The sequence below is a fragment of the Methylobacterium sp. J-067 genome (genome assembly GCF_022829465.1).
In the GTDB taxonomy this organism is placed as follows: domain Bacteria; phylum Pseudomonadota; class Alphaproteobacteria; order Rhizobiales; family Beijerinckiaceae; genus Methylobacterium; species Methylobacterium litchii.
Genome location: NZ_JAKSXZ010000146.1, coordinates 530,516 through 553,537, shown reverse-complemented (window position 1 = coordinate 553,537; position 23,022 = coordinate 530,516). Strand labels below are relative to the sequence as shown.

Annotated in this window: 23 protein-coding genes and 1 tRNA gene; 13 read left to right on the top strand and 11 right to left on the bottom strand. The window is 70.3% G+C overall.

Features of this window, described 5'->3' with window-relative positions; translation table 11 throughout:
- The first annotated feature begins 24 nt into the window (after positions 1 to 24).
- The 3 genes from MKK52_RS26115 (at position 25) to MKK52_RS26105 (ending at position 3,043) form a co-directional block, all read left to right on the top strand.
- Entirely contained in the window at positions 25 to 678 is a 654-nt protein-coding gene (locus tag MKK52_RS26115) for a class I SAM-dependent methyltransferase (RefSeq protein WP_243959486.1), read from the top strand.
- Positions 675 to 1,451, top strand: coding sequence for a TVP38/TMEM64 family protein (locus MKK52_RS26110; protein WP_243959484.1), 777 nt, complete (start codon positions 675 to 677; stop codon positions 1,449 to 1,451). The genes MKK52_RS26115 and MKK52_RS26110 overlap by 4 nt, the downstream gene beginning before the upstream one ends.
- A 182-nt stretch (positions 1,452 to 1,633) precedes the next feature.
- Positions 1,634 to 3,043, top strand: a complete 1,410-nt coding sequence (locus MKK52_RS26105; RefSeq protein WP_243959483.1) for a sensor histidine kinase — start codon at positions 1,634 to 1,636, stop codon at positions 3,041 to 3,043.
- A 13-nt stretch (positions 3,044 to 3,056) separates the two neighbouring features.
- On the opposite strand, the gene bioB is transcribed toward MKK52_RS26105, so the two are convergent.
- The 3 genes from bioB to MKK52_RS26090 are packed head-to-tail and all read right to left on the bottom strand — an operon-like array spanning position 3,057 to position 6,734.
- The gene (gene bioB, locus MKK52_RS26100) at positions 3,057 to 4,055 is read right to left on the bottom strand and encodes a biotin synthase BioB (protein ID WP_243959481.1); all 999 of its coding nucleotides are present in this window, start codon (positions 4,053 to 4,055) and stop codon (positions 3,057 to 3,059) included.
- Positions 4,056 to 4,086: 31 nt separating this feature from the next.
- Positions 4,087 to 4,962 carry a fumarylacetoacetate hydrolase family protein gene (locus tag MKK52_RS26095; RefSeq protein ID WP_243959479.1) on the bottom strand — a complete coding sequence of 292 codons (876 nt, stop codon included), beginning with the start codon at positions 4,960 to 4,962 and terminating at the stop codon, positions 4,087 to 4,089.
- A 35-nt stretch (positions 4,963 to 4,997) separates the two neighbouring features.
- Positions 4,998 to 6,734: a PHA/PHB synthase family protein gene (locus MKK52_RS26090; RefSeq protein ID WP_243959782.1), complete on the bottom strand. Its 1,737-nt coding sequence runs from the start codon at positions 6,732 to 6,734 to the stop codon at positions 4,998 to 5,000.
- A 256-nt stretch (positions 6,735 to 6,990) separates the two neighbouring features.
- Here MKK52_RS26090 and MKK52_RS26085 point away from each other — a divergent pair, with 256 nt between their 5' ends.
- The 4 genes from MKK52_RS26085 (at position 6,991) to MKK52_RS26070 (ending at position 9,475) form a co-directional block, all read left to right on the top strand.
- Positions 6,991 to 7,371 carry a hypothetical protein gene (locus MKK52_RS26085; protein ID WP_243959478.1) on the top strand — a complete coding sequence of 127 codons (381 nt, stop codon included), beginning with the start codon at positions 6,991 to 6,993 and terminating at the stop codon, positions 7,369 to 7,371.
- A gap of 99 nt (positions 7,372 to 7,470) precedes the next feature.
- The gene (locus MKK52_RS26080; protein WP_243959476.1) at positions 7,471 to 8,688 is read left to right on the top strand and encodes an LL-diaminopimelate aminotransferase; all 1,218 of its coding nucleotides are present in this window, start codon (positions 7,471 to 7,473) and stop codon (positions 8,686 to 8,688) included.
- Positions 8,689 to 8,834: 146 nt separating this feature from the next.
- Positions 8,835 to 9,047, top strand: a complete 213-nt coding sequence (locus MKK52_RS26075) for a hypothetical protein (RefSeq protein ID WP_243959474.1) — start codon at positions 8,835 to 8,837, stop codon at positions 9,045 to 9,047.
- 65 nt (positions 9,048 to 9,112) lie between these two features.
- Entirely contained in the window at positions 9,113 to 9,475 is a 363-nt protein-coding gene (locus tag MKK52_RS26070; RefSeq protein WP_243959472.1) for a hypothetical protein, read from the top strand.
- 19 nt (positions 9,476 to 9,494) lie between these two features.
- On the opposite strand, the gene MKK52_RS26065 is transcribed toward MKK52_RS26070, so the two are convergent.
- Both MKK52_RS26065 and mtnA read right to left on the bottom strand, forming a co-directional pair.
- Entirely contained in the window at positions 9,495 to 9,830 is a 336-nt protein-coding gene (locus tag MKK52_RS26065; RefSeq protein WP_243959470.1) for a DUF3140 domain-containing protein, read from the bottom strand.
- Between the two features lie 84 nt (positions 9,831 to 9,914).
- Positions 9,915 to 11,012: an S-methyl-5-thioribose-1-phosphate isomerase gene (mtnA, locus tag MKK52_RS26060; RefSeq protein WP_243959468.1), complete on the bottom strand. Its 1,098-nt coding sequence runs from the start codon at positions 11,010 to 11,012 to the stop codon at positions 9,915 to 9,917.
- A 154-nt stretch (positions 11,013 to 11,166) separates the two neighbouring features.
- Here mtnA and MKK52_RS26055 point away from each other — a divergent pair, with 154 nt between their 5' ends.
- Together MKK52_RS26055 and MKK52_RS26050 are read left to right on the top strand one after the other, a co-directional pair.
- Positions 11,167 to 13,773, top strand: a complete 2,607-nt coding sequence (locus tag MKK52_RS26055) for a DNA translocase FtsK (protein WP_243959466.1) — start codon at positions 11,167 to 11,169, stop codon at positions 13,771 to 13,773.
- A gap of 90 nt (positions 13,774 to 13,863) precedes the next feature.
- Positions 13,864 to 14,346 (top strand): hypothetical protein, encoded by a 483-nt coding sequence (locus MKK52_RS26050; protein WP_243959464.1) that lies wholly within the window; start codon positions 13,864 to 13,866, stop codon positions 14,344 to 14,346.
- Positions 14,347 to 14,352: 6 nt separating this feature from the next.
- Here MKK52_RS26050 and MKK52_RS26045 read toward each other — a convergent pair whose 3' ends face one another.
- From MKK52_RS26045 to MKK52_RS26030, 4 genes are all read right to left on the bottom strand, one after another.
- Positions 14,353 to 15,549, bottom strand: coding sequence for a pyridoxal phosphate-dependent aminotransferase (locus tag MKK52_RS26045; RefSeq protein WP_243959462.1), 1,197 nt, complete (start codon positions 15,547 to 15,549; stop codon positions 14,353 to 14,355).
- A gap of 19 nt (positions 15,550 to 15,568) precedes the next feature.
- On the bottom strand, positions 15,569 to 16,066 hold the full coding sequence (locus MKK52_RS26040; protein ID WP_243959460.1) for a hypothetical protein: 498 nt from the start codon (positions 16,064 to 16,066) through the stop codon (positions 15,569 to 15,571).
- A gap of 396 nt (positions 16,067 to 16,462) precedes the next feature.
- A tRNA-Leu gene (locus MKK52_RS26035) sits at positions 16,463 to 16,547 on the bottom strand.
- 128 nt (positions 16,548 to 16,675) lie between these two features.
- A complete protein-coding gene (locus MKK52_RS26030) occupies positions 16,676 to 16,978 on the bottom strand; it encodes a FliM/FliN family flagellar motor switch protein (RefSeq protein WP_243959780.1) in 303 nt (100 codons plus the stop codon).
- A 68-nt stretch (positions 16,979 to 17,046) separates the two neighbouring features.
- Here MKK52_RS26030 and lipB point away from each other — a divergent pair, with 68 nt between their 5' ends.
- Positions 17,047 to 17,760 carry a lipoyl(octanoyl) transferase LipB gene (gene lipB, locus MKK52_RS26025; RefSeq protein ID WP_243959458.1) on the top strand — a complete coding sequence of 238 codons (714 nt, stop codon included), beginning with the start codon at positions 17,047 to 17,049 and terminating at the stop codon, positions 17,758 to 17,760.
- Between the two features lie 137 nt (positions 17,761 to 17,897).
- Here lipB and MKK52_RS26020 read toward each other — a convergent pair whose 3' ends face one another.
- Both MKK52_RS26020 and MKK52_RS26015 read right to left on the bottom strand, forming a co-directional pair.
- Positions 17,898 to 18,149, bottom strand: coding sequence for an AbrB/MazE/SpoVT family DNA-binding domain-containing protein (locus MKK52_RS26020; RefSeq protein ID WP_243959456.1), 252 nt, complete (start codon positions 18,147 to 18,149; stop codon positions 17,898 to 17,900).
- An 87-nt stretch (positions 18,150 to 18,236) separates the two neighbouring features.
- Complete coding sequence (locus MKK52_RS26015; protein WP_243959778.1) at positions 18,237 to 20,273, bottom strand: carbohydrate porin; 2,037 nt, start codon at positions 20,271 to 20,273, stop codon at positions 18,237 to 18,239.
- A gap of 415 nt (positions 20,274 to 20,688) precedes the next feature.
- Here MKK52_RS26015 and MKK52_RS26010 point away from each other — a divergent pair, with 415 nt between their 5' ends.
- From MKK52_RS26010 to MKK52_RS26000, 3 genes are read left to right on the top strand one after another with little or no spacing between them, the layout of a single operon-like run.
- Complete coding sequence (locus MKK52_RS26010; RefSeq protein ID WP_313898780.1) at positions 20,689 to 21,246, top strand: iron transporter; 558 nt, start codon at positions 20,689 to 20,691, stop codon at positions 21,244 to 21,246.
- A 5-nt stretch (positions 21,247 to 21,251) separates the two neighbouring features.
- Positions 21,252 to 21,593, top strand: a complete 342-nt coding sequence (locus MKK52_RS26005; RefSeq protein WP_243959455.1) for a cupredoxin domain-containing protein — start codon at positions 21,252 to 21,254, stop codon at positions 21,591 to 21,593.
- A complete protein-coding gene (locus MKK52_RS26000; RefSeq protein ID WP_243959453.1) occupies positions 21,590 to 22,993 on the top strand; it encodes a 4Fe-4S binding protein in 1,404 nt (467 codons plus the stop codon). Before MKK52_RS26005 ends, MKK52_RS26000 begins: the two co-directional genes overlap by 4 nt.
- Positions 22,994 to 23,022 lie beyond the last annotated feature (29 nt).

The window sequence follows — 23,022 nt, the reverse complement described above, 5'->3', positions numbered from 1 at the left end:
CCAACCCAGGACCATCCGAAAACCATGTTGAGCGAGCCGCAGGTGGCCGGGCCGAGCACGGCCCTGATGCGCAAGGCCTATGCCCGCTGGGCGCCCGTCTACGACGTGGTCTACGACAAGCTCACCGAGCCTGCCGCGCGGGCGGCGGTGGAGGCGGCCTCCATCCACGGGCCGCGCATCCTCGAAGCCGGCGTCGGCACCGGCTTGGCGCTGGGCTATTACCCGAAGGGCAGCTTCGTCTGCGGCGTCGACCTGTCCGAGGACATGCTGAAGCGCGCCCGGGGCAAGGTGCATCGCAAGGGCCTGTCGCATGTGCGCGGCCTTCAGGTGATGGATGTGTGTCACCTCGGCTATGCCGATGCGAGCTTCGACGCGGTGGTGGCGCAGTTCCTCATCACCCTCGTGCCGGACCCGGAGGCCGCGCTCTCCGAATTCCTGCGGGTGGTGAAGCCGGGCGGCGGCATCGTGCTCGCCAACCATTTCGGCCAGGATTCCGGGCCGCTCGCCAAGGTCGAGGAGGTGGTGGCACCCCTCTGCACGAAGATCGGCTGGTCGTCGGACTTCAAGGCCGCGCGGATCGAGGCCTGGGCGCGGCGCAACGGCGTCGAGGTGCTGGGCCTGAAGCCGACCTTCCCCGGCGGCTTCTTCAAGATCCTGCGAATGCGCAAGGCCGGGTGAGCGCGCAGGCGCCCCCGGAGAGCCGCTGGCGGCGGGTGCGCCGCTGGCTGCCCCTGATCCTCCTCGTCGGCCTCTCCGTGGCGGTGCTCGTCTCCGGCGCGGCGCATCTCCTCAGCCTGGACCGGCTGCTCGCCTCCCGCGCCTGGCTGAAGGCCTTCGTGGGGGAGGGCTACGGGCGAGCCATGGTCGTGGCCTTCCTCGTCTATCTCGGCGCGGTCATCGTCTCCGTGCCGGCGACCCTGTTCCTCACCATGGTCTGCGGCTTCCTGTTCGGCATCGTGCCGGGGGCCTTGCTCGCCGTCTGCGCGGCCACGACCGGCGGCTCCCTCGTCTTCTCCATCGGGCGCGGCCCCGGCCGGGACCTGTTGCAGCGCTTCGGCGGACCGCGCCTCGACCGGTTCGCGGCTTCTTTCCGGCGGGACGCCTTCGGCTACATCGCCACCTTCCGGGTGCTGCCGCTCTTTCCGTTCTGGGTCACGAACCTCGCGCCGGCCGCCTGCGGCGTGACACTGCGGACCTTCGTCGCCGCGACCTTCCTCGGCCTCCTGCCCGGCGCCCTCGTCTACGCGACCACCGGCGCGGGGATCGAGGACGTGGTCGCCGCCCACGAGACGGCCCGCGCCGCCTGCCTCGCGGAGGGCGGCACTGGCTGCGACGACGCCATCGCCCTGTCCGCCCTCGTCACGCCCAAGATGGTCGCCGGCCTCGGCTCCCTGGGCGTCTTCGGCCTCGTGACCCTCGTCCTCAGCCGGCGGATGCGGCGCCGCGTTTAAGGCGCGGCATCGTTGCAGAGGTATTCATACGCAGCCCGCCATCCTGCCCTCGACGCTGGGGCGAGCCAGCGCTATCGACGGCGGGCTGCTCCATCGTTTGGCCGTCTGAAGCCGGTGGAAGCGGGGGGGTGTGAGTTCGCGTGAAAGCGGAAACCGACAGCCTTGTCGGACCGGCTCGGGAGGTGTCGGCCACCCCGGTGGCCGGTGTCGACCTGCGCCCGCGCGGGCTCGGCCTGTCCGGGCGGCTGTTCCTCGTCACCGTCGCCTTCGTGGTGGTGGCCGAGATCCTGACCTTCGTCCCCGCCGTCGCCAATTACCGCATCGAGTGGATGGACGACCGGCTGGCCGCCGCGCAGGTGGCGGCCCTGGTCCTCGACGGCCGCACGGCGGAGCCCGTCTCGGAGGATCTGGAGAGCCGGCTGCTCCAGGGCGTCAACGCGCGGGCCATCGTCGTGCGCGGCAGCGGGGCGCAGCGCCTCCTCGCCATCGAGCCGATCCCCGAGCGGGTCGCGGACACGGTCGATCTCGGGCAGGTCACGACCTGGAGCGCCCTGCGCGGGGCGTGGCGGACCCTGGTCTCGCCGGTCACGGAGCCGATCCGCGTCCTCGGCGAGGGCAAGCCCGGCTTCGGGCGGGTGGAGATCCTGCTCGACGAGGCGCCCCTGCGCACGGCGATGATCGACTACGCCCTCCGGCTCGCGGTCTCCTCGCTCATCATCGCGGCGGTGGCGGCGGGGCTCGTCTTCGTGACGCTGCAGGTGCTGATCGTGCGCCCGGTGCGCCGGCTCGCCACCAACATCACCGCCTTCGCCGACGCGCCGGAGGATGCCGCGCGGATCATCACGCCCTCCGACCGCGCCGACGAGATCGGGCAGGCCGAGGCGGCCCTGGCGAAGATGCAGCGCGGCCTCGCGGACCAGCTGCGCCAGAAGCGGCGCCTCGCGGAACTCGGGCTCGCCGTCAGCAAGATCAGCCACGAGTTGCGCAACCTCCTCACGGCGGCGCAACTCCTCGGCGACCGCCTCGAATCCGCCGCCGACCCCTCGGTGCAGCGCATCGCGCCGCGCCTCGTCGGCACCCTGGCGCGGGCCATCCGCTTCTGCGAGGGCACCCTCGCCTATGGCCGGGCCATCGAACCGGAACCGCGCCTCGCGCCGACGCCGCTGGCCCCGCTGCTGGCGGATCTGCCGGACATCGCCGCCCTTGCCGTGCAACCGGTCGCGGTGAAGGTCGATGGGGGCGGACTCTCGGTCCTGGCCGATTCCGAGCAGGTGTCGCGGGCGCTCGCCAACCTCGTGCGCAACGCCGTGCAGGCCCTCGACGGAGCGGCCGTGGCGGGTCCGACGGTGCGGGTGACGGCGGAGGCCGGGCCGGAGGAGAAGGTGACGATCCTCGTCTCGGACAACGGGCCGGGCCTGCCGCAGCGGGCGCGGGAGAACCTGTTCGCCCCGTTCCAAGGCTCGGTGAAGGCCGGCGGCACCGGCCTCGGCCTGCCCATCGCGGCCGAACTCATCGAGATGAACGGCGGCAGCCTCTGCCTCGACGAGACGCCGGGCGGCACCCGCTTCCGGATCGTGCTGCCGGCGGCGTGAGGGAGGCGGCGGATCACTCCGCCGCGGCGCGGGTCTCCACCGGCACGCGGATGCCGAGGTCGGCCAGCAGGGCGACGTCCGCGTCCTCGTCGGCATTGGCCGTCGTCAGCAGGCGCTCGCCGTAGAAGATCGAGTTGGCGCCGGCCAGGAAGCACAGGGTCTGTGCCTCGCGGGTCAGGCTCTTGCGGCCGGCGCTCAGGCGCACCCGGGCGCGGGGCATCACGATGCGGGCGGTGGCGCACATCCGCACGAGGTCGAACGGGTCGACCGCCGGCTGGTCGGCGAGCGGCGTGCCCGGCACGGCCACGAGGGCGTTGATCGGCACGCTCTCCGGGTGGGGGGCGTGGTTCGCCAGGACCTGCAGCATCGCGGCCCGGTCGGTCGTCTCCTCGCCCATGCCGACGATGCCGCCGCAGCACACGCCGATCCCCGCCGCGCGGACGTTCTCCAGGGTGCGGAGCCGGTCGTCGTAGGTGCGGGTGGAGATGATGTCGCCGTAGAAATCCGGCCCGGTATCGAGGTTGTGGTTGTAGGCGGTGAGACCGGCCTCGGCGAGGCGCCCGGCCTGCGAGGGCGAGAGCATCCCCAGCGTCACGCAGGCTTCCATGCCCATGGCGCGTACGCCACGCACCATGGTGAGCACCGCGTCGAATTCCGGCCCGTCCTTCGGCTGGCGCCACGCCGCGCCCATGCAGAAGCGGTGGGCGCCGGCGGCCTTGGCGGCGGCGGCCTCGGCCAGCACGGCCTCCGGCTTCATCAGCCGCTCGCGCTCCACCCCGGCCTCCTTGTGGTGGGCCGATTGCGGGCAATAGGCGCAATCCTCGGGGCAGCCCCCGGTCTTGATCGAGAGCAGCGAGGCCCGCTGGATGTCCGCCGGGTCGTTGTAGCGGCGATGGATCGTCGCCGCCTGGAACACGAGGTCCATCAACGGGGCATCGTGGATCGCGCGGATCTCCTCCACGGTCCAATCGTGGCGGATGTCGTCCCGGAGGGTCACGGCAGGCTCGCTCATGCCGTTTCTTGCCGGGCTTGGCCGGGAAAAATCAAGCCCCCGCGGCGGCCTTCGCGGTCCAGGCATCGAAGGCGACGACCTTCTGGCGCTGCTCGCCGAGCTTGGCGATGCGCAGCACCATCTCGTCGCCCTCCTTCAGGTAGGTCGGCGGGTTCATGCCGAGCCCGACGCCGGGGGGCGTGCCGGTGGTGATGACGTCGCCCGGTTCCAGCAGCATGAAGTGCGAGCAATAGGCGACGATCTGCGGGACGTCGAAGATCATGGTCGCGGTCGAGCCGGTCTGGCGGCGCTCGCCGTTCACGTCGAGGCTCATGGCGAGGCTCTTGAGGTCGCCGACCTCGTCGAGGGTCACGAGCCAGGGGCCCAGCGGCCCGAAGGTCGGCGCGCTCTTGCCCTTGGTCCAGGTCGGACCCCGGTTCATCTGCCAGTCCCGCTCGGAGACGTCGTTGCAGATGCAGGCGCCGGCCACGTAGTCCAGCGCCTCGTTGGCGTGGACGTAGCTCGCCGGGCGGCCGATCACCACCGCCAGCTCCACCTCCCAATCGGTGCAGGAGGAGCCCTTGGGCAGGATCACCGTGTCGTTGGGCCCGCACAGGCTCGACGGCGCCTTGTTGAACACGATCGGCTCGGAGGGGATCGGCGCGCCGGTCTCGGCGGCGTGGTCGGCGTAGTTCAGGCCGATCGCCACCACGTTGCGGGTGCCGCCGACGCAGGGGCCGAGGCGCGTGTCCGGCGGCAGGAGCGGCAGGCGTTCGGGGTCGATCAGCTTCAGCCGCGCGAGGGATTCGGGCGAGAGCGCCGGGCCGGCGATGTCCCTCGCCATGCCTGAGAGGTCGCGAAGGCCCCCCTTCGCATCCACGAGACCGGGCTTCTCGTCTCCGGGCGCGCCGTGGCGAATCAGCTTCATCCTGCGACCTTTTCTGTACGCGGCGTCCGGGCCCGTCAGGACCGGACGCGGACATAGGTGCCCGGCGCCGGGCCGAGGGACGGCAGGGCGCCCCCGCCAGGGCTGCGGGCGGGCACCCGCTCGGGGGCCTGCGCCTCCATCCAGCGCAGCCAGTAGGGCCACCACGAGCCGGGAGTCTCGGCGGCCTTCTCCAGCCATTCCTCGAACTTGCCCTTCACCGGACCGCCGGTCCAGAACCCGTATTTCGGCTTGGCCGGCGGGTTGACCACCCCCGCGATGTGGCCCGACCCCGCCAGGACGTAATCCACGGTGCCGCCGAAGCGCTTCGAGCCCTTGAACACCGACAGGGCGGGGGCGATGTGGTCCTCGCGGGTGGCGAGGTTGAAGACCGGGATCTTCACCCGCTTCAGGTCGAGGCGCACGTTGCTGAGCACCATCCGGCCCTTGGCGAGGTTGTTCTCCAGGTAGCAGTTGCGCAGGTAGAAGGAATGGTTCGCCGCCGGCATCCGGGTCGCGTCCGAATTCCAGTAGAGAAGGTCGAAGGCCGAGGGTGCTTTGCCCTTGATGTAGTTGTTGACGACGTAGGGCCAGATCAGGTCGTTCGGCCGGAGCATGTTGAAGGCGTTGGCCATGCGCGCGCCCTCGAGGTAGCCGCGCTCCCCCATGGTCTTCTCGACCTGCTTGATCTGCTCCTCGTCCGCGAAGACCTTCAGGTCGCCGGCATGGGTGAAGTCCACCTGCGTGGTCAGCAGCGTCGCGCTGGTGATGCGCTTGCGGCCGGTGGCGGCCTGCATGGCGAGCGTCACCGCAAGCAGCGTGCCGCCGACGCAATAGCCCGCCGCCGCCACCTCGGTCTCGCCCGTCGCGGCGCCGACCGCGTCGATGGCGGCCTCGATCCCCTCGTTCATGTAGGACTCGAAGTCCTTCTCGGCGTGCCGCTCGTCGGGGTTCACCCACGAGATGCAGAACACCGTCAGGCCCTGGTCCACCATCCACTTGATGAAGCTCTTCTGGGGGTTCAGGTCGAGGATGTAGAACTTGTTGATCCACGGCGGCACGATCAGGAGCGGGCGCTTGAACACCGTCTCCGTCGTGGGCGCGTACTGGATCAGCTCGATCAGGTCGTTGCGGAACACGACCTCACCCGGCGTCACCGCCATGTTGCGGCCGACCTCGAACCCGGTCGGGTCGGTCTGGCGCACGCGCAGCGCCCCGTTCCCGGCCTGCATGTCCTCCTCGTACATCTTGAGGCCGCGCACGAGGTTGGCGCCGTTCTCCGCCAGCGTGTGGCGGATCAGTTCCGGGTTGGTCGCCAGGAAGTTCGAGGGCGAGAGCATGCTCGTCACCTGCCGCAGGTAGAACTGCGCCTTGTGCCGCGTGTGCTCGTCGATGCCCTCGGCATCCTCCACCAGATCCTCCGCCCAGCGGGTCGCGATCAGGTAGCCCTGCTTGATGAAGTCGAAATACGGGTTCTCCGACCAGTCGGGATGCGCGAACCGGTTGTCGCGCGGCTCCGGCGCGGCCACGGGCGGCGTCTGCTGGCCCTGCAGCTTCTGGTAGGTCGAGCCCCAGAGGGTGAGGAAGTCCTGCGACAGGCGCGTCTGCGCCTCGACGGTGCGGCTCGGGTCGGTCAGCCACGATTCCGCGACCTTGCCGAGGGTGCGCACCATCTCGCCGACCTCGGGGGAGGCGCCGGCCGGCGTCTCGGGCGTCAGGTAGCGGGCGGCGCTGCGGCCCAGGGCCTCGACCAGTTGGCCGGCATTGCGCGACATCGCCTCGAAATCGGGCAGGGCGGGAGAGGCCTCCGGGGCCGCCGGAGTGGGCGCGGCTTTCTCCGCCGCCTGCCTGTGCTGCGGGCTCGTCACGGCTTGCCTCCCTGGATCATCGCGGCCCGCTTGTGCCGGCGAGCCTCGTTTCCGACACATTAAGGAGCGAGCCGGACGTTTCGCCACCCCGGCGCGGGTTTCCCCGCGACAACCGACCCATGTTCTCATCGCGCAACCGCTAACCGGCGCGGGAGGATCCTTGATGACGCCCGCCCTGCGACGCTGCGTTGCCCTCGCCCTCTTCGTCACACCCCTGGGCGCCTGCTCGGGCGACACGGTGCGCACCCTCGCGGCCGACGCCGGCTACGGCCCTCGCAAGGTCGATGCCCCGGATTTCGTGACGAGCACCCGTCCGAAGGACACGCCCGATTTCATGGCGGTGGGGGTCGATGCGCCCAAGCGGACAATCCGCGCCAAGAACGCCGAGAGCCAGAAGGCCCTCGAATCCGAGCTGGAGAACGCCCGCGGGCGCAACGTGGCGCGGGGCCGGGCGGCCGAGAGCGCGGCCAAGAGCGTCGCCAAGGGCATCGCGCCCCCGCCCGACCCGGGCGCGCCGAAACCCGCCACGCCCCCGCCGCAGTGACGGATTTTTAAGGGTCGGCGGGCGAGGCCGGCTCTGCTATACGCAGCGGTTCGCGCCCCACAGGGACCTGACGACACGGGCGCGCCCATGGAAACGCCGATGACCGACTTTCACCGCATCAAGCGACTCCCGCCCTACGTGTTCGAGCAGGTGAACCGGATCAAGGCGGCCGCCCGAGCTAACGGCGCCGACATCATCGATCTCGGCATGGGCAACCCGGACCTCGATGCGCCCCGGCACGTCATCGCCAAGCTGTGCGAGACCGCGGGCCGTCCGCGCACCGACCGCTATTCCGCCTCCAAGGGCATCGCCGGCCTGCGCCGCGCCCAGGCCGGCTATTACGCGCGCCGCTTCGGCGTGAAGCTGAACCCCGACACCCAGGTGGTGGCGACGCTCGGCTCGAAGGAAGGCTTCGCCAACATGGCCCAGGCGATCACCGCCCCGGGCGACGTGGTGCTGGTGCCGAACCCGAGCTACCCGATCCACGCCTTCGGCTTCCTCATGGCCGGCGGCGTGATCCGCTCCGTGCCGGCCGAGCCGACCCCGGCCATGTTCCCGGCCCTGGAACGGGCGATGCAGCACTCGATCCCGAAGCCGGTGGCGTTGGTCGTCTGCTACCCCTCGAACCCGACCGCCTATGTCGCCGGGCTCGATTTCTACCGGGACCTCGTCGCCTTCGCGAAGAAGCACGAGCTGATCCTGCTCTCCGACCTCGCCTATGCCGAGGTCTATTTCGACGGCGAGCCGCCGCCCTCGGTGCTGCAGGTGCCGGGCGCGATGGATTGCACGGTGGAGTTCACCTCCCTGTCGAAGACCTATTCCATGGCCGGCTGGCGCATGGGCTTCGCGGTGGGCAACGAGCGGCTGCTCGCGGCGCTCACGCGGGTGAAGTCCTACCTCGATTACGGGGCCTTCACGCCGATCCAGGTGGCGGCCACCGCCGCCCTGAACGGGCCGGACGATTGCATCCACGAGATGCGCGCCATCTACAAGAAGCGCCGCGAGGCCCTGGTCGATTCCTTCGGCAAGGCCGGCTGGAAGATCCCGGCCCCGGCCGCCTCGATGTTCGCCTGGGTGCCGATCCCCGAGCGCTACCGCTCCATGGGCAGCCTCGAATTCTCGAAGCTGCTGCTGGAGAAGTCCGACGTGGCGGTCGCCCCCGGCATCGGCTTCGGCGAGCACGGCGACGATTACGTCCGCATCGCCATGGTCGAGAACGAGCAGCGCATCCGGCAGGCCGCGCGCAACCTGCGCAAGTTCTTCGACGCAGCCGACAAGTCCCTGCACAACGTCGTGCCGATGGCGCAGGCCGTCTGACGGGGCTCCGGCCCCGCCACCGCATGTTGCCGCCGGGCGACACGGCTCGTCAAAGGGCCGTCCCGCCCGGCGGCGGCGCTTGTCAGGCGCCGTCCGGCTGCGCAGGGTCGGCGCGGGGGTGTCCCGTCCCGCGTCCCGAGAGCCGCATGCGCCGTCTGTCCACCATCGCCGCCCTGCTGCTCGCCGCCGCCGCTTCGGCCTGCGCGCCCAACCCGATCATCGCGCGGGATCCCGTGCCGGCCCCCGGCCCGACGGACGTCTATGCCTGCGAGTCGCGCCCGATGCCGCTGAACGCCTTCCGCTCGAATTGCCGCCCGGTGCCGACGACGCCGCCGGTGGTTCTCCAGTCCCGCGGCTGAGCCGGCGTTTGTCGGGGCCGGCGGATCTGCTACGGTTCCCGCCCAAGCCAGTGACGGAGCATCGCGTGAGTTCCTCGACCCTGCGCCGTGCGGTGACAGCCGCCGCCTTCCTCGCCCCGGCCCTCTGCGCCGGGAGCGCCTGGGCTCAGGAAGTCCCAGTGCCCGTGCGCCCGGAGGGCTTCGTGTTCACCGCGCCGGATGCGCCGAGCGTGCTCGACGGCACGATCCTTGGCCCGGTCGCCCCGGCGACCCGGCCCGACCTCGCCCGCCCCGCCGTGCCGGTGGCGCAGGTGATGAACGGCGGCGGCTTCGGCCTCACCGGCTTCGACTATTTCAACGACCAGTATTCCGAGGGGCGCCTCGGCCAGCGCAAGCGGCCGAAGGAATACGTGATCGCCCCCTCCTGGATCGTGCCGCCGCGTTACTGAGGGAGGGCGCGGGGCCGCCTCAATCCTTCTGCGGATCGTGGCCCCAGTTCATCAGGGACAGGCGCCACGCGGAATCCGGGTCCTTGCGCGCCTCGCCGCCCTGCTTGAGATGGCGGTGGACGTAGCCGACCACCTTCTTCATCGCGGCGTAATCGTCGTCGGTCAGGTCGGCCTTCTTCTTGTCCTTGATCTCCAGGATGCGCCGGCCCATCGCGTGGCCAGTGGATTCGCCGCCCCCCTTCTTCTGGCCGACGTCCTTGCTGTCCTCGCTGTCGAGATGCTTGCGCAGGGCGGCCGGGGTCATGTTGACCGCGTCCTTGAACTCGTCCCAGATCGCCGCGTGATCGTCCGACATTGGCCTGCCCTGTCCGCTGGAGAGTGAAATCCAGCGGGCAACGCCCGACGCCCGGAGCGGTCCCTGCGATGCGCCGCCGCAGGCTCAGGCGGCCTTACGGCGCTCCGGATAGAGGCCGAGCAGCCCCTCCGCGCTCGCCTCGCAGACGCCGCGCTCGGTGATGATGCCGGTCACGAGCCGGTTCGGCGTCACGTCGAAGGCCGGGTTGGCAACGGGGCTGCCGGGCGAGACCACCTGCACCGTAGCGAATTCACCGTCCTCCGTGCGCCCGGTGAGATGCGTGACCTCGCGGGCGTCGCGCTCCTCGATCGGGATCTCGGCGACGCCGTCGCGCAAGGTCCAGTCGATCGTGGAGAAGGGCAGGGCGGCGTAGAAGGGCACGTTGGTGTCCCGCGCCGCCAGGGCCTTCAGGTAGGTGCCGATCTTGTTGCACACGTCGCCCTCGGCGGTGGTGCGGTCGGACCCGACGATGCAGAGGTCGACCTTGCCGTGCTGCATCAGGTGGCCGCCGGCATTGTCGGCGATCACCGTGTGCGGCACCCCGTGGCCGTGAAGCTCGAAGGCGGTAAGCGCCGCGCCCTGGTTGCGGGGGCGCGTCTCGTCCACCCACACATGCACCGGAATGCCCCGTTCATGGGCGTCGTAGATCGGTGCCAGGGCGGTGCCCCAATCGACGGTGGCGAGCCAGCCCGCGTTGCAATGGGTCAGCACGGTGATCGGCCGGCCCTTGGCCTTATGCAGATCCTCGATCAACCGGCCGCCATGGGCACCGATGGCGCGGCAGCTCGCCACGTCCTCTTCCGCGATCCGCCCGGCCTCGGCGAAGGCGCGGGCGAAGCGCTCGTGCGGCTCGACCTGGCGCAGGTTGGCGGAGACCCGGTCCAGCGCCCAGCGCAGGTTGATGGCGGTGGGGCGCGTGGCGGCGAGGGTGGCGCAGGCCCGATCGATTCCCTCCAACGAGGGATCCTCGCGCAGGGCGAGCGCCAGCCCGTAGGCGGCGGTGACGCCGATCAGCGGCGCCCCGCGCACGATCATGGTGCGGATCGCCACCGCCGCGTCGTCCAGGGTGGCGAGGCGCTTCAGCTCGAAGGCGAAGGGCAGGCGCGTCTGGTCGATCACCTGGACGCTGAGGCCGTCCGGGTCGGCGAAGATGGTGCGATAGGAGCGGCCGTCGATCTTCATGCGCGGCATGTGCCACAACGGGACCGGCTTTGCACGCGCCCGAAGACGGGACCACGCGCTGCGTGTCCACTCAAGCCTTCCTCAACCTTAGCCGGTCGTTAAGCCCTCTCTGCCAGCGTCTGGAACGAGTCCTTCGTTCTGCGTCCGGTCCCGCATGCGCTCGCTTCGCCGCCCCGCGTCGCCCTACGAGACCTTCGTCGATGGCTTTCGCCCGTTCATGGGCAAGCGCCTGACGGAGCTCGGCGGCCTCGTGCTCTTCACGGCCGCCGTCGCCATGACGGTGGCGCTGGCCACATGGTCGGTGGACGACCCCAGCCTCAACCATGCCACCGAGCACGCCGCCCACAACGTCCTCGGGCAGGCGGGGGCGGTGGTCTCGGACCTCGCCATGCAATTGCTCGGGCTGGGTTCGCTGGCCTTCGTCCTGCCGCCTGCCCTGTGGGGCGTGCGGCTGATGCGCGAGCGCGACCTGCCCGGCGGCGGGGCGCGCATCGCCCTCTGGATCATCGGCTTCTGCGCCGCCAGCGCCGTGGCGAGCGCCCTGCCGCCCACCGCCCGCTGGCCCCTGCCCACCGGCCTCGGCGGCGTGGCCGGCGACGGGTTGCTCCACATGGTCCGCCGCATCCTCGGCAGCATGTTCTCCGGCCTCGCGCCGCTGTCCGGCTTCGGCTTCGCGGCGGTGGCGATCGTCTGCCTCACGGGCGCCTGCCGCTTCGTGCCGACGGAGGAGGAGAGCCCCGACGAGCCCTATCCCGTCCGCCGCCTGCCCGACCGGAACCGCGACGGGCGCGACGGCGACACCGACGAGCCCGGCCTCGGCCTGGTGGGCATCGGCGCCCTGGCGCAGGGGCTGATGCGCGCCCGCGCCTCCGTGGCGAACCGCGTCGAAGGCCTGCGCGCCGGCCGGGGCGACGAGATCGACAGCGCCTCCCCGGTGCTGGCGGCCAAGCGCGCCTTCTCCGATGGCGACGCCCCCTGGGCCGACCACATTCCCGAGGCCGAGCGCGGCGCGGCCAAGCGGCGCGAGCCGGTCTTCGATCCGGCCCCCCGCGCCGAGCCCGTCCTCCACGACGAGATGGACGAGGACGAGCCCGAGCCGGTGCCCGCCGCCCCCACGCCCGTGGCGACGCCCTCGCGGGTCGCCGCCCCCGTGGCGAGCCCGGCCCCCGCCCGGCGTCCCGCGCCGGCGCGCGAGCCGCAGGATTATGAATTGCCGGCTCTCGACCTCCTGGCCGAGGCGCGCGGTCCTTCGCAGGCGAGCCTCGTCTCGGCCGATTCGCTGGAACAGAACGCGACCCTGCTGGAGGCGACGCTGGGCGATTTCGGCGTGCGCGGTGACATCCTCGCCGTGCGCCCCGGCCCGGTCGTGACCCTGTACGAGCTGGAGCCGGCCCCCGGCACCAAGTCGAGCCGTGTCATCGCGCTCGCCGATGACATCGCCCGCTCCATGTCGGCGGTCTCGGCCCGCGTCGCCGTGGTCCCCGGCCGCAACGCCATCGGCATCGAACTGCCGAATGCCCGGCGGGAAATGGTCTTCCTGCGTGAACTCCTCGCCTCGGAAGACTTCGTGGACACCAAGCACAAGCTCGCTTTGTGCCTCGGCAAGAACATCGGCGGCGAGCCGATCATCGCCGACCTTGCCCGCATGCCCCACCTGCTGGTGGCCGGCACCACCGGCTCGGGCAAGTCGGTCGCCATCAACACGATGATCCTGTCGTTGCTCTACCGGCTGAAGCCGGAGGAGTGCCGGCTGATCATGGTCGATCCCAAGATGCTGGAACTGTCGGTCTACGACGGCATCCCGCATCTTCTCTCCCCCGTCGTGACGGACCCGAAGAAGGCGGTCATCGCCCTCAAATGGGCCGTGCGCGAGATGGAGGAGCGCTACAAGAAGATGGCCAAGATCGCCGTGCGCAACATCGACGGCTACAACGCCCGCGTGGCCGAGGCCGCCGCGCGTGGCGAGGTCCTGACGCGCACCGTCCAGACGGGCTTCGACCGGCAGACCGGCGAGGCGGTCTACGAGGACGAGGAGATGGACCTCGCCCCGCTGCCCTACATCGTCATCGTGGTCGATGAGATGGCCGACCTGATGATGGTGGCGGGTAAGGACATCGAAGGCGCCATCCAGCGCCTTGCGCAGATGGCCCGCGCTGCCGGCATCCACCTGATCATGGCGACGCAGCGCCCGTCGGTCGATGTCATCACCGGCACGATCAAGGCGAACTTCCCGACCCGGATCAGCTTCCAGGTGACGAGCAAGATCGACTCGCGCACGATCCTCGGCGAGATGGGCGCGGAGCAGCTTCTGGGTCAGGGCGACATGCTGTTCATGGCCGGTGGCGGGCGCACGACCCGCGTCCATGGGCCGTTCTGCTCGGACAGCGAGGTCGAGAGCGTCGTGGCGCACTTGAAGCGCCAGGGCCGCCCGAGCTACCTCGAAGCCGTCACGGCGGACGACGAGGATCCGGCCACCGAGAAGGGCGGCAAGGGCAAGGGCGCGGCGTCCGCCGATTTGGAGATCGATGGCGCAGTGTTCGATGCCGGCGCCTTCGGCGAGAGCGGGGGCGATCTGTACGACCAGGCGGTGCAGGTCGTGCTGCGCGACCAGAAGGCCTCGACCAGCTACATCCAGCGCCGGCTGCAGATCGGCTACAACCGCGCCGCCTCGCTCATGGAGCGCATGGAGATGGAAGGGCTCGTCGGCCCCGCCAACCATGCCGGCAAGCGCGAGATCCTCGTGGAAGGCGCGGCGGTCTGAAGGGCCGGGGCGCGTCGCCTCGGCCTCTTGCAGGGCGCCGCCCTGCACCCGCAAAAGGTCTCATGACCTTTTGAAACCGTGACGGGTCCGATGCGGCGGCTGCTCAAGTTCCTGCACACGATGGGATCCATCGGCCTCATGGGCGCCATGGCGGCGCTGCTCGTGATGTTCTCCGTCGCGCCGCCGCCCTCGCAATTGGCCGGCTACGCGCTGATCCGTGGGGCCATGGGCGCGGTGGCGACCTGGATCTTCCTGCCCTCCCTCGCCCTCGTACTGATCGCCGGCCTGCTCGCCATGGCGATCCACCCCGTCTACCGGGGCGCGGGCTGGGCGTGGCTGAAGCTCGCCACGGGCGTGCTGATGTTCGAGGGCGGCTTCGTCTACATCCAGGGGCCGATGCAGCGCGAGGCCGGCATGAGCGCGGCGGCGCTTGCCGGAAAGCTCGATCCCCTGCTCCTCGGCGCCACCATCGGGCCGGAGCGCAACAGCCTCTGGGTGCTGCTCGCCGTGGCGACGGCCAACGTGGCGCTCGGCATCTGGCGCCCGAAGGTGCTGCGGCTTCCCGTGACCTGACGGGCCTCAGCGCCCGAGCAGGCCGGTGATCCGGCGGACGGCTTCCTGCGCCAGCTCCGGGCTGATCGCGTAGCAGAGCCGCACGAAGCCCTCGCCCTCGGGGCCGAAGGCGGTGCCGGGCGCGACGCCGACCTTCGCCTGCTCCAGCAGCCGGAGGGCGAAGGGCAGGCTCGGCTCGTCCTCCACGAGGCGGGCCATGAGGTAGAAGGCCCCCTCCGGCGGCGCGATGGACGCCCCCGGCAGGCGCGACAGGCCGTCGATCAGGATGGCGCGGGCCTCGGCGCAGCGCCCCACCATGGTGCGGATGAACCCGTCGCCCTCGTCGAGCGCCGTGACCGCCGCGTGCTGCACGAAGGTCGGGATCGAGGTGGTGTTGTATTGGCCGAGCTTGGCGAAGGTCTCGGCGAGACCTTTCGGGAAGATCAGCCATCCGGCGCGCCAGCCGGTCATCGCCCAGTTCTTCGAGAAGGTGTTGGCGACGATCAGCCGGTCCTGCTCCGTGCAGATCTGCAGGAAGGACGGCGCGATCGGCCGGTCATAGGTGAAATGCGCGTAGACCTCGTCCGCGAGGATCCACAATCCCCGCTCCCGGGCGAGGTCGCGCAGGGCCACCATCTCGTCGGCCGGCATGATCCAGCCGGTGGGGTTCGAGGGCGAGTTCACCATGATGACCCGCGTGCGCGGGGTCAGCGCCGCCTCGATGTCCGAGAGCGGCAGGGAGAACCGGCCTTCCGCATCCACCCGGTACGGCACCGACACGGGCACGCCGCCCGTGACCCGCACCGCCTCGCCGAGATTCGGCCAGGCGGGGGAGGGGATGATGATCTCGTCGCCGGGTTCCAGCAGGGCCTGGGCGGCCTGCATCACCGCGTTCATGCCGCCCGCCGTCACGGCGAAGCGGTCGGGCGGGATCGCCACGCCCCAATGGCGCGCGTGATATTCGCCTAGCGCCTCGCGCAGGCGCGGCAGGCCGAGCGACGTGGCGTAGCGCGTATGCCCCGCCTGCATCGCCCGGTGGGCGGCCTCCACGATGAAGGGCGGCGTCGGCAAATCGCCTTCGCCGATCCACAGCTTCACCACATCGGGATCGTCGCGGCCCCGGTCGGCCACGAGGCCGATCTGGCTCGTACGGATGCCGCGCACGCGGGGGGACAGCAGGTCGGAGACGTCCATCGCCTCCGGCCGAAGGGCCGGACGATCCATCTGTGGCGAATTCCGTGTGCTACCAGCAGGCGCGGGGCAGGCGGGCCTTCCAGCGCTGCCCGGCGGGCAGGGCGGCCCGGCCCGTGCGCTCCTCGCGCAGCGACAGGCGCGGCGCGGCGGCGAGGGGCTTCGGTGCGGCCACCGGGAGCGGGGCCGGCGCGGCGGGCGCCTCGACCACCACCGGGGCCGCCGGCCTCGGCGCGGCGGCGGCGCGGGGCTTCACCCGGCGCACGCGCGGCAGCGGCGCCTCGACGGCGATCTCCACCTCCGGCTCGGCGGGGGCCGGCTCGGGGGCTTCCATGATGTTCGGGAGGATGCGCCGCTCGGCCGTGGGATGGGCCGGAGCCGGCGTCGTCACGGCCGCCCAGGGATCGAAGAGGGGGCGCGACGCGGCCTGGAGGGCCTGCTGCGATTGCGGGGCCGGCTGAACCCGCCTCGGGATCGCGACGGAACCGCCATCACGGGAAGAGCCACGGGATTCGACGATGAACGGACGCCGCACGCGAGGGTGGCGCATGGACAGGATAATCTCGATGAAAGAGGGTCGAGCCGCGCTTTCGCGGCGCGGAGCACCGCTCAAACGTCGTGGTGCCGAGACGAAGAGTGAAGAAGTGCTTTGATAAAATCAAGCCGTCCAACTCTCTCTGTCACACAATAAATCGATCTTCCGCTTTCGCCGCAGCCATACCAGCTATTCACCGTGTGCCGGCGTCTTCCTGCCTGGACCGGCATGATGATCCGGCCGGCTACACGCGCCGGGACACGCGTGAGCGCACGGGAATGCTGCGCGTACGTGGACGCGCCGACGGGTGCTTCGAGAAGGATGGTTTGGTCTGGGAAGGTTCGGTGGCTCTCGGCGCTGTCGCGCGCCGGTCTTCGCCAGAAACGAGCACCACTGTTTCGAAAGAACAGTTGGTGCGGCCAAGAGGACTCGAACCTCCACCCCTCGCGGGACTAGCACCTCAAGCTAGCGCGTCTACCAATTCCGCCATGGCCGCATCGGACAGGTGGTAAAGTCTGTCCGGAAACACCGTCGTCCTGCGCCCCGTGGGGCGCCGTTTCGTCCGGCGCGGCAGGCGATAACAGATCGCTTCCGCGCCGACAAGCGAATGTTGCCCGCGTCCCGTCAGCCGCCCATCGGGTCGTCGAGGAACGGGGCCGCCCCGTCGCCGATGGTGACGGTCGGATCGATGATCGCGGCTTCCTTGCGGATCAACTCCGTCACCTCCACGGAGATGCGGTCGCCGGTCACGACGATCTGGCCGCGCGCGACGGGGTGGTCGTTGGCGAGGATCTCCACCATGTCAGAATCCGAGGCATCGAGGGCGATGACGGCACCGCGCCCCATGCGCAGCAGCATGTGCAGCGGCATCCGCGCCCGGCCGAGCACGACGGTGAGATCGACCTTGAGGGTCTCGAACACGCCCACGCCCAAACCGACCTTGCCACCGTTCACCCGGAATGATTGTGAGACCATCCCTTCATGATGGTGAAGTCTTGGTAAACGCTGCCCGCCTCGCGGTCTCTCCGGCCGCCTTCCTGCCCTCTCCCGGCTCGCCCCCCGTCGCGTGGCGGGTGAGCGACGGGCTCGTCGGCTACGAGGAGGCGGTCGCCTGGATGGAGGCCCGGGCCGCCGCCATCGCGGCGGGGCGGGGGCCGGAATGCGTCTGGCTGCTGGAGCACCCGCCGCTCTACACGGCCGGCACGTCGGCCCGGGCCGAAGACCTCGTCGCGCCGGAGCGTTTCCCGGTCTTCCCGAGCGGGCGGGGCGGGCAATACACCTATCACGGCCCCGGCCAGCGAGTGGCCTACGTGATGCTCGACCTCACCCGCCGCCGGGCCGACCTGCGGGCCTATGTGGCGAGCCTGGAGGCGTGGCTGATCGCGACCCTCGACGCGTTCAACGTCCGCGCCGAGCGGCGGGAGGACCGGGTCGGCGTCTGGGTGCGCCGGCCGGAGAAGGGCGCGACCGTCGAGGACAAGATCGCGGCCATCGGCATCCGGGTGCGCCGCTGGGTGAGCTTCCACGGCATAAGCCTGAACGTCGAGCCGGACCTCACCCACTTCGCCGGCATCGTGCCCTGCGGCGTGCGCGAGTACGGCGTGACGAGCCTCGTGGATCTCGGCCACCTCGTGAGCATGGCGGAGGTCGACATGCAGTTGCGCGCGGCCTTCGAGGCGGTGTTCGGGGCGACGGTGGGGGCGGAGTGAGGGGCGGCGCTCAGCGCACCAGCTCGATCCTTACGCTCAGCTCCGAAGGAGGCAAGCCCAAGCCTTGTCGGCACTGAGGGCCATCGCGCCTCGCAAGACAGCGGTCGCCGAACATGGGACCGGGCACGGAGCTTTCCCTACACCTCGGCACCCGCGGCGCGACGCTCCGCGATGAAGTCGTACACGACCGATCCCGAGCCATTGCGGTAGGGGGCGGCCGACGCGCGCGCACGCTCAAGGGCGTTCTCGGCCATCGTCAGATGGATGCCGGCGTCATCCTGCGTGAGGACGATCCGTCCGGCGCCCTTCAGGCCGAGACTTTGGCAAATATCAGCAGGAAGCCTCATGCCTCCGTCTTCCGCGACCTGAATCGTCCAGCGCTGTGACATCGCCGCCCTCAACCCTGTGACTCGTCCAACAACATCCTCGTGCTGAGAGTCGAACCGCGGCCTGTCACGGCGGCGGTGTTTCTTTCGTCAAAAATCCGCGTGCAGCCGCGAGGCGAAGAAGTGGGCCGGGCCGCGGTCGCGGTTGTAGGCCGGGTTATCGATGAACTGATAGTCGAAGGTCAGGGTCACGAACTTCGTCAGGTTCAGGGCGTAATAGGTCTCGATCGCCCGCTCGGTGCCGTAGCGGAGCTGCCCGTCGCCGATCAGCAGGCCGTAATAGCCGTTGGCGAAGGCGGCGCGGTGCGAGGGCGAGAGGCCGTTCATCGCCGCGCCGAGGCCCACCGTGTCGTCCGGCCGGTCCCAGGCCTTGCCCTTGAGGGAGAGGCCGCCGGAGAAGCTCTGGTCGATGTCGGTGAACGAGATGTTCTCGTTGCGCCCGTCGCCGAGGCTCGCCCGGGCGAACAGGCCGAGTTCCGGCGTGAGCGCCTGTTCGAGGTTGATGTAGCCGCCGCTCTTGCGCCGGGGCCGGCGGGTCGCCGCCGCGGCGTCGTTGATGTCGCCGAAGGCGCCGAGCTGGGTGAGGGTGACGATGTCCCGATAGTTGGCCGAGTTGCCCTCGTTCGAGAACAGGCCGACGCGCACCTTGCCCGGCTGGTCGAGGATCGGCAGGACGTGGCGCTCCTCGAACTCGATGTTGAGCCCGGCGCGCTCGAACACCCGCGGGTCGAGGACGTCGCTGGAGGGTTGCTTCGGCACCTGGGTATAGGCGGCCCGCACCGCGAATTCCGGCCGGTTGTATTCGGCGTAGACGCCTTGGGTGAAGCCGGGGAGGTTGGCCGGAAAGTCCCAGGCCGAGGCGCCCCACAGGGACCAGTTGAAGAAGTCCACCCGCGGGTCGTGGGCGTAGACGTTGCCGTCGAAGAAGTCGCCGAGCGCGAACTTGCCGGCGATCAGGGTGATGCGCTCGGCATCGTAGCGGGTCGCCACCTGGTTCGGGCCGTCCGGCACCTCGACGGTCTCGCCGCCGAGCCCGATCGTCTGCTTGATGTAGTAGCGGTTGGAGCGCAGCTTCGGGAACGGCGCCCCGGCCTTCTGCGCCTCGCCGTTGACGAAGCCCGCGACGCCGAGCGTCCGCGACAGGCCGAAGCCCTGGCTGAATTCCGGGTTGTAATAGAGCTCCGTCCCCTCCGCGAGCTTGAGCCCCAGGAAGATCGTCGCCGTCGTGGTCTGGCGGGCCTGATGCGGGATCAGGCTCTGGTCGCCGAGATAGGGCGAGCGGAAGCCCGGCACCCCTTGCGCGATCAGCGTGGTCTGGCCGTGGAGCGAGAATCGCCCGGTGTCGCCGTTGTCGGGATCGTGCGGGGCGGTCTCGTCCGGGTCCGGCGGCACGTTCAGGCCCCCCGGAAACCACATCAACCGCAGAAACATCTGGTTCGAGGTGAAGCTCGCCCGGCTCGTCACCGGCCCGAGGCCCGGCACCGCGCCCAGGGAGAAGCGTCCGCTCTCGCCGAGGTCGACGTAGCGGTAGTCGATCCCCAGCGCGAGACTGTCGGAGATGGCGTATTGGACGCCCGCGCCGAGGGTGAAGCCAACATAGCCGAGGTTGGCCTTCGCGGTGCTCACCGCGCCCGTGCCGAGATCGGGATAGGTGGCGAGCACCCGCGCATTCGCCCCGGCGAGGCCGAAAGTGGCGTAGACCAGATAGCGGTCGAAGCTGTAGCCGAGCCGCGCCCGCAAGGTGCCGTAGACATCCGTCTTGGCGCGGATCACGTCGAAGGCCGGGTCCACGCCCTGGTAGCCGAACCCGGCGATGGTCGAGGGCACGGGCCGCTTCAGGTTCGCCGCGTCGAGGGCGGCCTCGATGCCGTAGAGCCACGGCCCGTCCTGCCAGTTCCAGCCGGCATAGGCGCCGCCGACCGCCGTCGTGGCGTCGCGGCCCCGGTCGCTGCGGCCGGTGGAATCGCCGCTCTTGAAGGCCGGCACGCTACGCCCGCCCACCGTCGAGGGGCCGAAGGAGTAGGCGCCGTAGGAGCCGCTGGCGCTGCCCTCGAGGCCGAGATACGGGCCGGACCAATCGGTGTAGCGCGCCGCCGGGGGGAGGGGCGCCGCGAGGTCGGCGGCCATCGCGGCGGCCGGACTGAGGATGGCGAGGCCGGCAAGGGCTAAGGTCCGACGCAGCCGCCGGGGCGCGGTCGCTGTCGCCTCGGTCCGCGATGCGCTCGCCCCCTGCTGGCCCATCACCTGTTCCCTTGAATATAGCAATTGCTATAATCGTTGTTCGTAGCTGTGCCGCGGAGGGTTCGCAAGGGGGGTGCCGAATCTCTGCGACGCTGCCGTGACGGTCCTGGACCGTTGGGTGACCGCATGCCACAGGCTACCCCGAACGCCTATTCACGCCTCCGGACCTTGTGAATATTCGAGGCCTCCCAACAAGCTTACCGGAACGTCTTTGTCCACCGCTCTTGTTTAGAACTGTTATGATTTGATTGTGGGTGGAAGCTCTTTGAACTTTGCTCCATTCGGCTTATGTGGCGCAGCCATGCGTGCCCCCGCCCCGATCCGACTCGCCCTCGCCGTTCCGGCCCTGCTGCTCGCTGTCGCGACGGCCTCTGCCAAGGAGGTGCCGATCGGCCCGCATCTCACCAAGAACGGGCTCGAAGTGGCCGCCGTCTATCTCCAGCCCATCGAGATGGACCCGCCGGACATGATGCGCCCGGCCGCGCAATCGGACATCCACCTCGAAACGGATATCCGCGCCGCCAAGGACAACCGCAACGGTTTCGCCGAGGGCGATTTCGTGCCCGCCCTCGAGGTGCGCTTCACCCTGGTGAAACTCGATGGGGACAAGCCCACCGACCAGAAGGTCGAGGGCGCGCTGATGCCGATGGTGGCCAACGATGGCCCCCATTACGGCGACAACGTCAAGCTGTTCGGGCCGGGCCGCTACCGGATCACCGTCACCGTCGCGCCGCCCGGCAAGCACAGCCATTTCGGCCGCCACGTCGACAAGGAGACCGGCGTCGGCCCGTGGTTCGAGGCCTTCGACATGACGCAGGACTTCACCTTCGCCGGCACCGGCAAGAAGGGGGCCTACTGACAAGGATGGGCGCTTCCGTGATCCGGCCTCTCACCCTCGCGGCCCTTCTCCTGCTCTCGGCGGGAGCGTCGGCGCGTGCCGACGACATGCCGGTGATCAAGGTGGAGATGCGTGACGGGGTGATCCTGCCCGCCATCATCGAGGTGCCGGCCAACACCCGCTTCAAGCTGGAGATCTCGAACACCGGGCAGTCGCCCGTGGAGTTCGAGAGCCTGGAATTGAAGCGCGAGAAGGCGCTCGCCGCCGGCTCGACCTCCTCCATCGTGTTCCGCACCATCGAGGCGGGCAGCTACGACGTGTTCGACGATTTCCATCCGGACGCGAAGGCCAAGCTGGTGGCCAAGTGACGGCGCGCGCGGGTGGATTCAGAGCCGGCGACCTCGACGCCGGAATCGCCCGCCTCGGCGATTGGCTGCGCGCCCATGCCGGCGCCATCCGCGCGGTGCAATGGGCCGTGGTGGCGGTCTACGTGCTGCTCGTGGCGGTGCCGGCCTTCCTGCCCCTGCCCGACAACACACAGCACATCTGGACCAACCTGACGCTCGCCGCCCAGTTCGCCTTCTGGGGCATCTGGTGGCCTTTCGTGCTGGTGAGCATGGTGCTCGTCGGCCGGGTCTGGTGCGGCGTGTTCTGCCCCGAGGGCGCCCTGTCCGAGATCGCGAGCCGGTGGAGCCGGGGCTACGCCGTGCCGCGCTGGATCACGTGGAGCGGCTGGCCGTTCATCGCCTTCGCCGGCACCACGGTCTACGGACAGATGACGAGCGTTTACGGCTATCCGAAGCCGGCGCTGGCCGTGCTCGGGGGCTCGACGCTGGCGGCCATCGTGGTCGGCCTGCTCTACGGCCGCAACAAGCGGGTCTGGTGCCGCTATCTCTGCCCGGTGAACGGCGTGTTCGCCGTGCTGTCGAAGCTCGCCCCCCTGAGCTTCCAGGTCGATCGCGGGGCCTGGGCGGCCTCGCCGAAGCCGGCCCAGGGCACGGCGAGCTTCAACTGCGCGCCGCTGGTGCCGGTGAGGGCCATGCGCGGGGCCGGGGCCTGCCACATGTGCGGGCGCTGCTCCGGCCATCGCGGCGCGGTGCGCCTCGCCCTGCGCTCGCCCAACGACGAGATCGTCCATGTGGCGGGCGACGAGCCCTCCTGGGAGCAGACGAGCCTGATCCTGTTCGGGATGCTGGGGCTGGCGGTCGGCGCATTCCAATGGTCGTCGAGCCCGTATTTCCTCGACCTGAAGCAGGCGGCGGCAACGTGGCTGCTCGAGCACGGCACGACCTGGCCGCTCGAAGCCTCCGCGCCGTGGTTCGTGCTGACGAACTACCCCGACAAGAACGACGTCATGACGCTCCTCGATGGGGCGATCCTGCTCGCCTACATCGGCGCGGCGACCCTGGTGCTCGGCCTCGGCCTGTCGGCCCTCGTGGCGCTCGCCGCGCGGATGCTCGGGCCGTTCTCCCTCCGGCGCTTCCACCACCTCACGCAGACGCTGATTCCCATCGCGGGCTGCGGCGTCTTCCTCGGCCTCTCCGCGCTCACGGTCACCTTCCTGCGCGGGGACGGGATCATCGTGCCCTACGTGGCGGAGATCCGGGCGGGGCTGCTGACCGGGGCGGCCCTGTGGAGCGCGTGGCTCGCGTGGCGGGTCGCGGGCCTCTCGGCCGGGGGCTTCCGCCGGGCGCTCGCCTGCGCCTGCATCGCCGGGGCGGCGGCGGTCTCCGTCGTCAACTGGGTGCTGCTGTTCTGGGTCTGGTAGCGCGGGTCCCGCGCATCTTCAGGGATTAC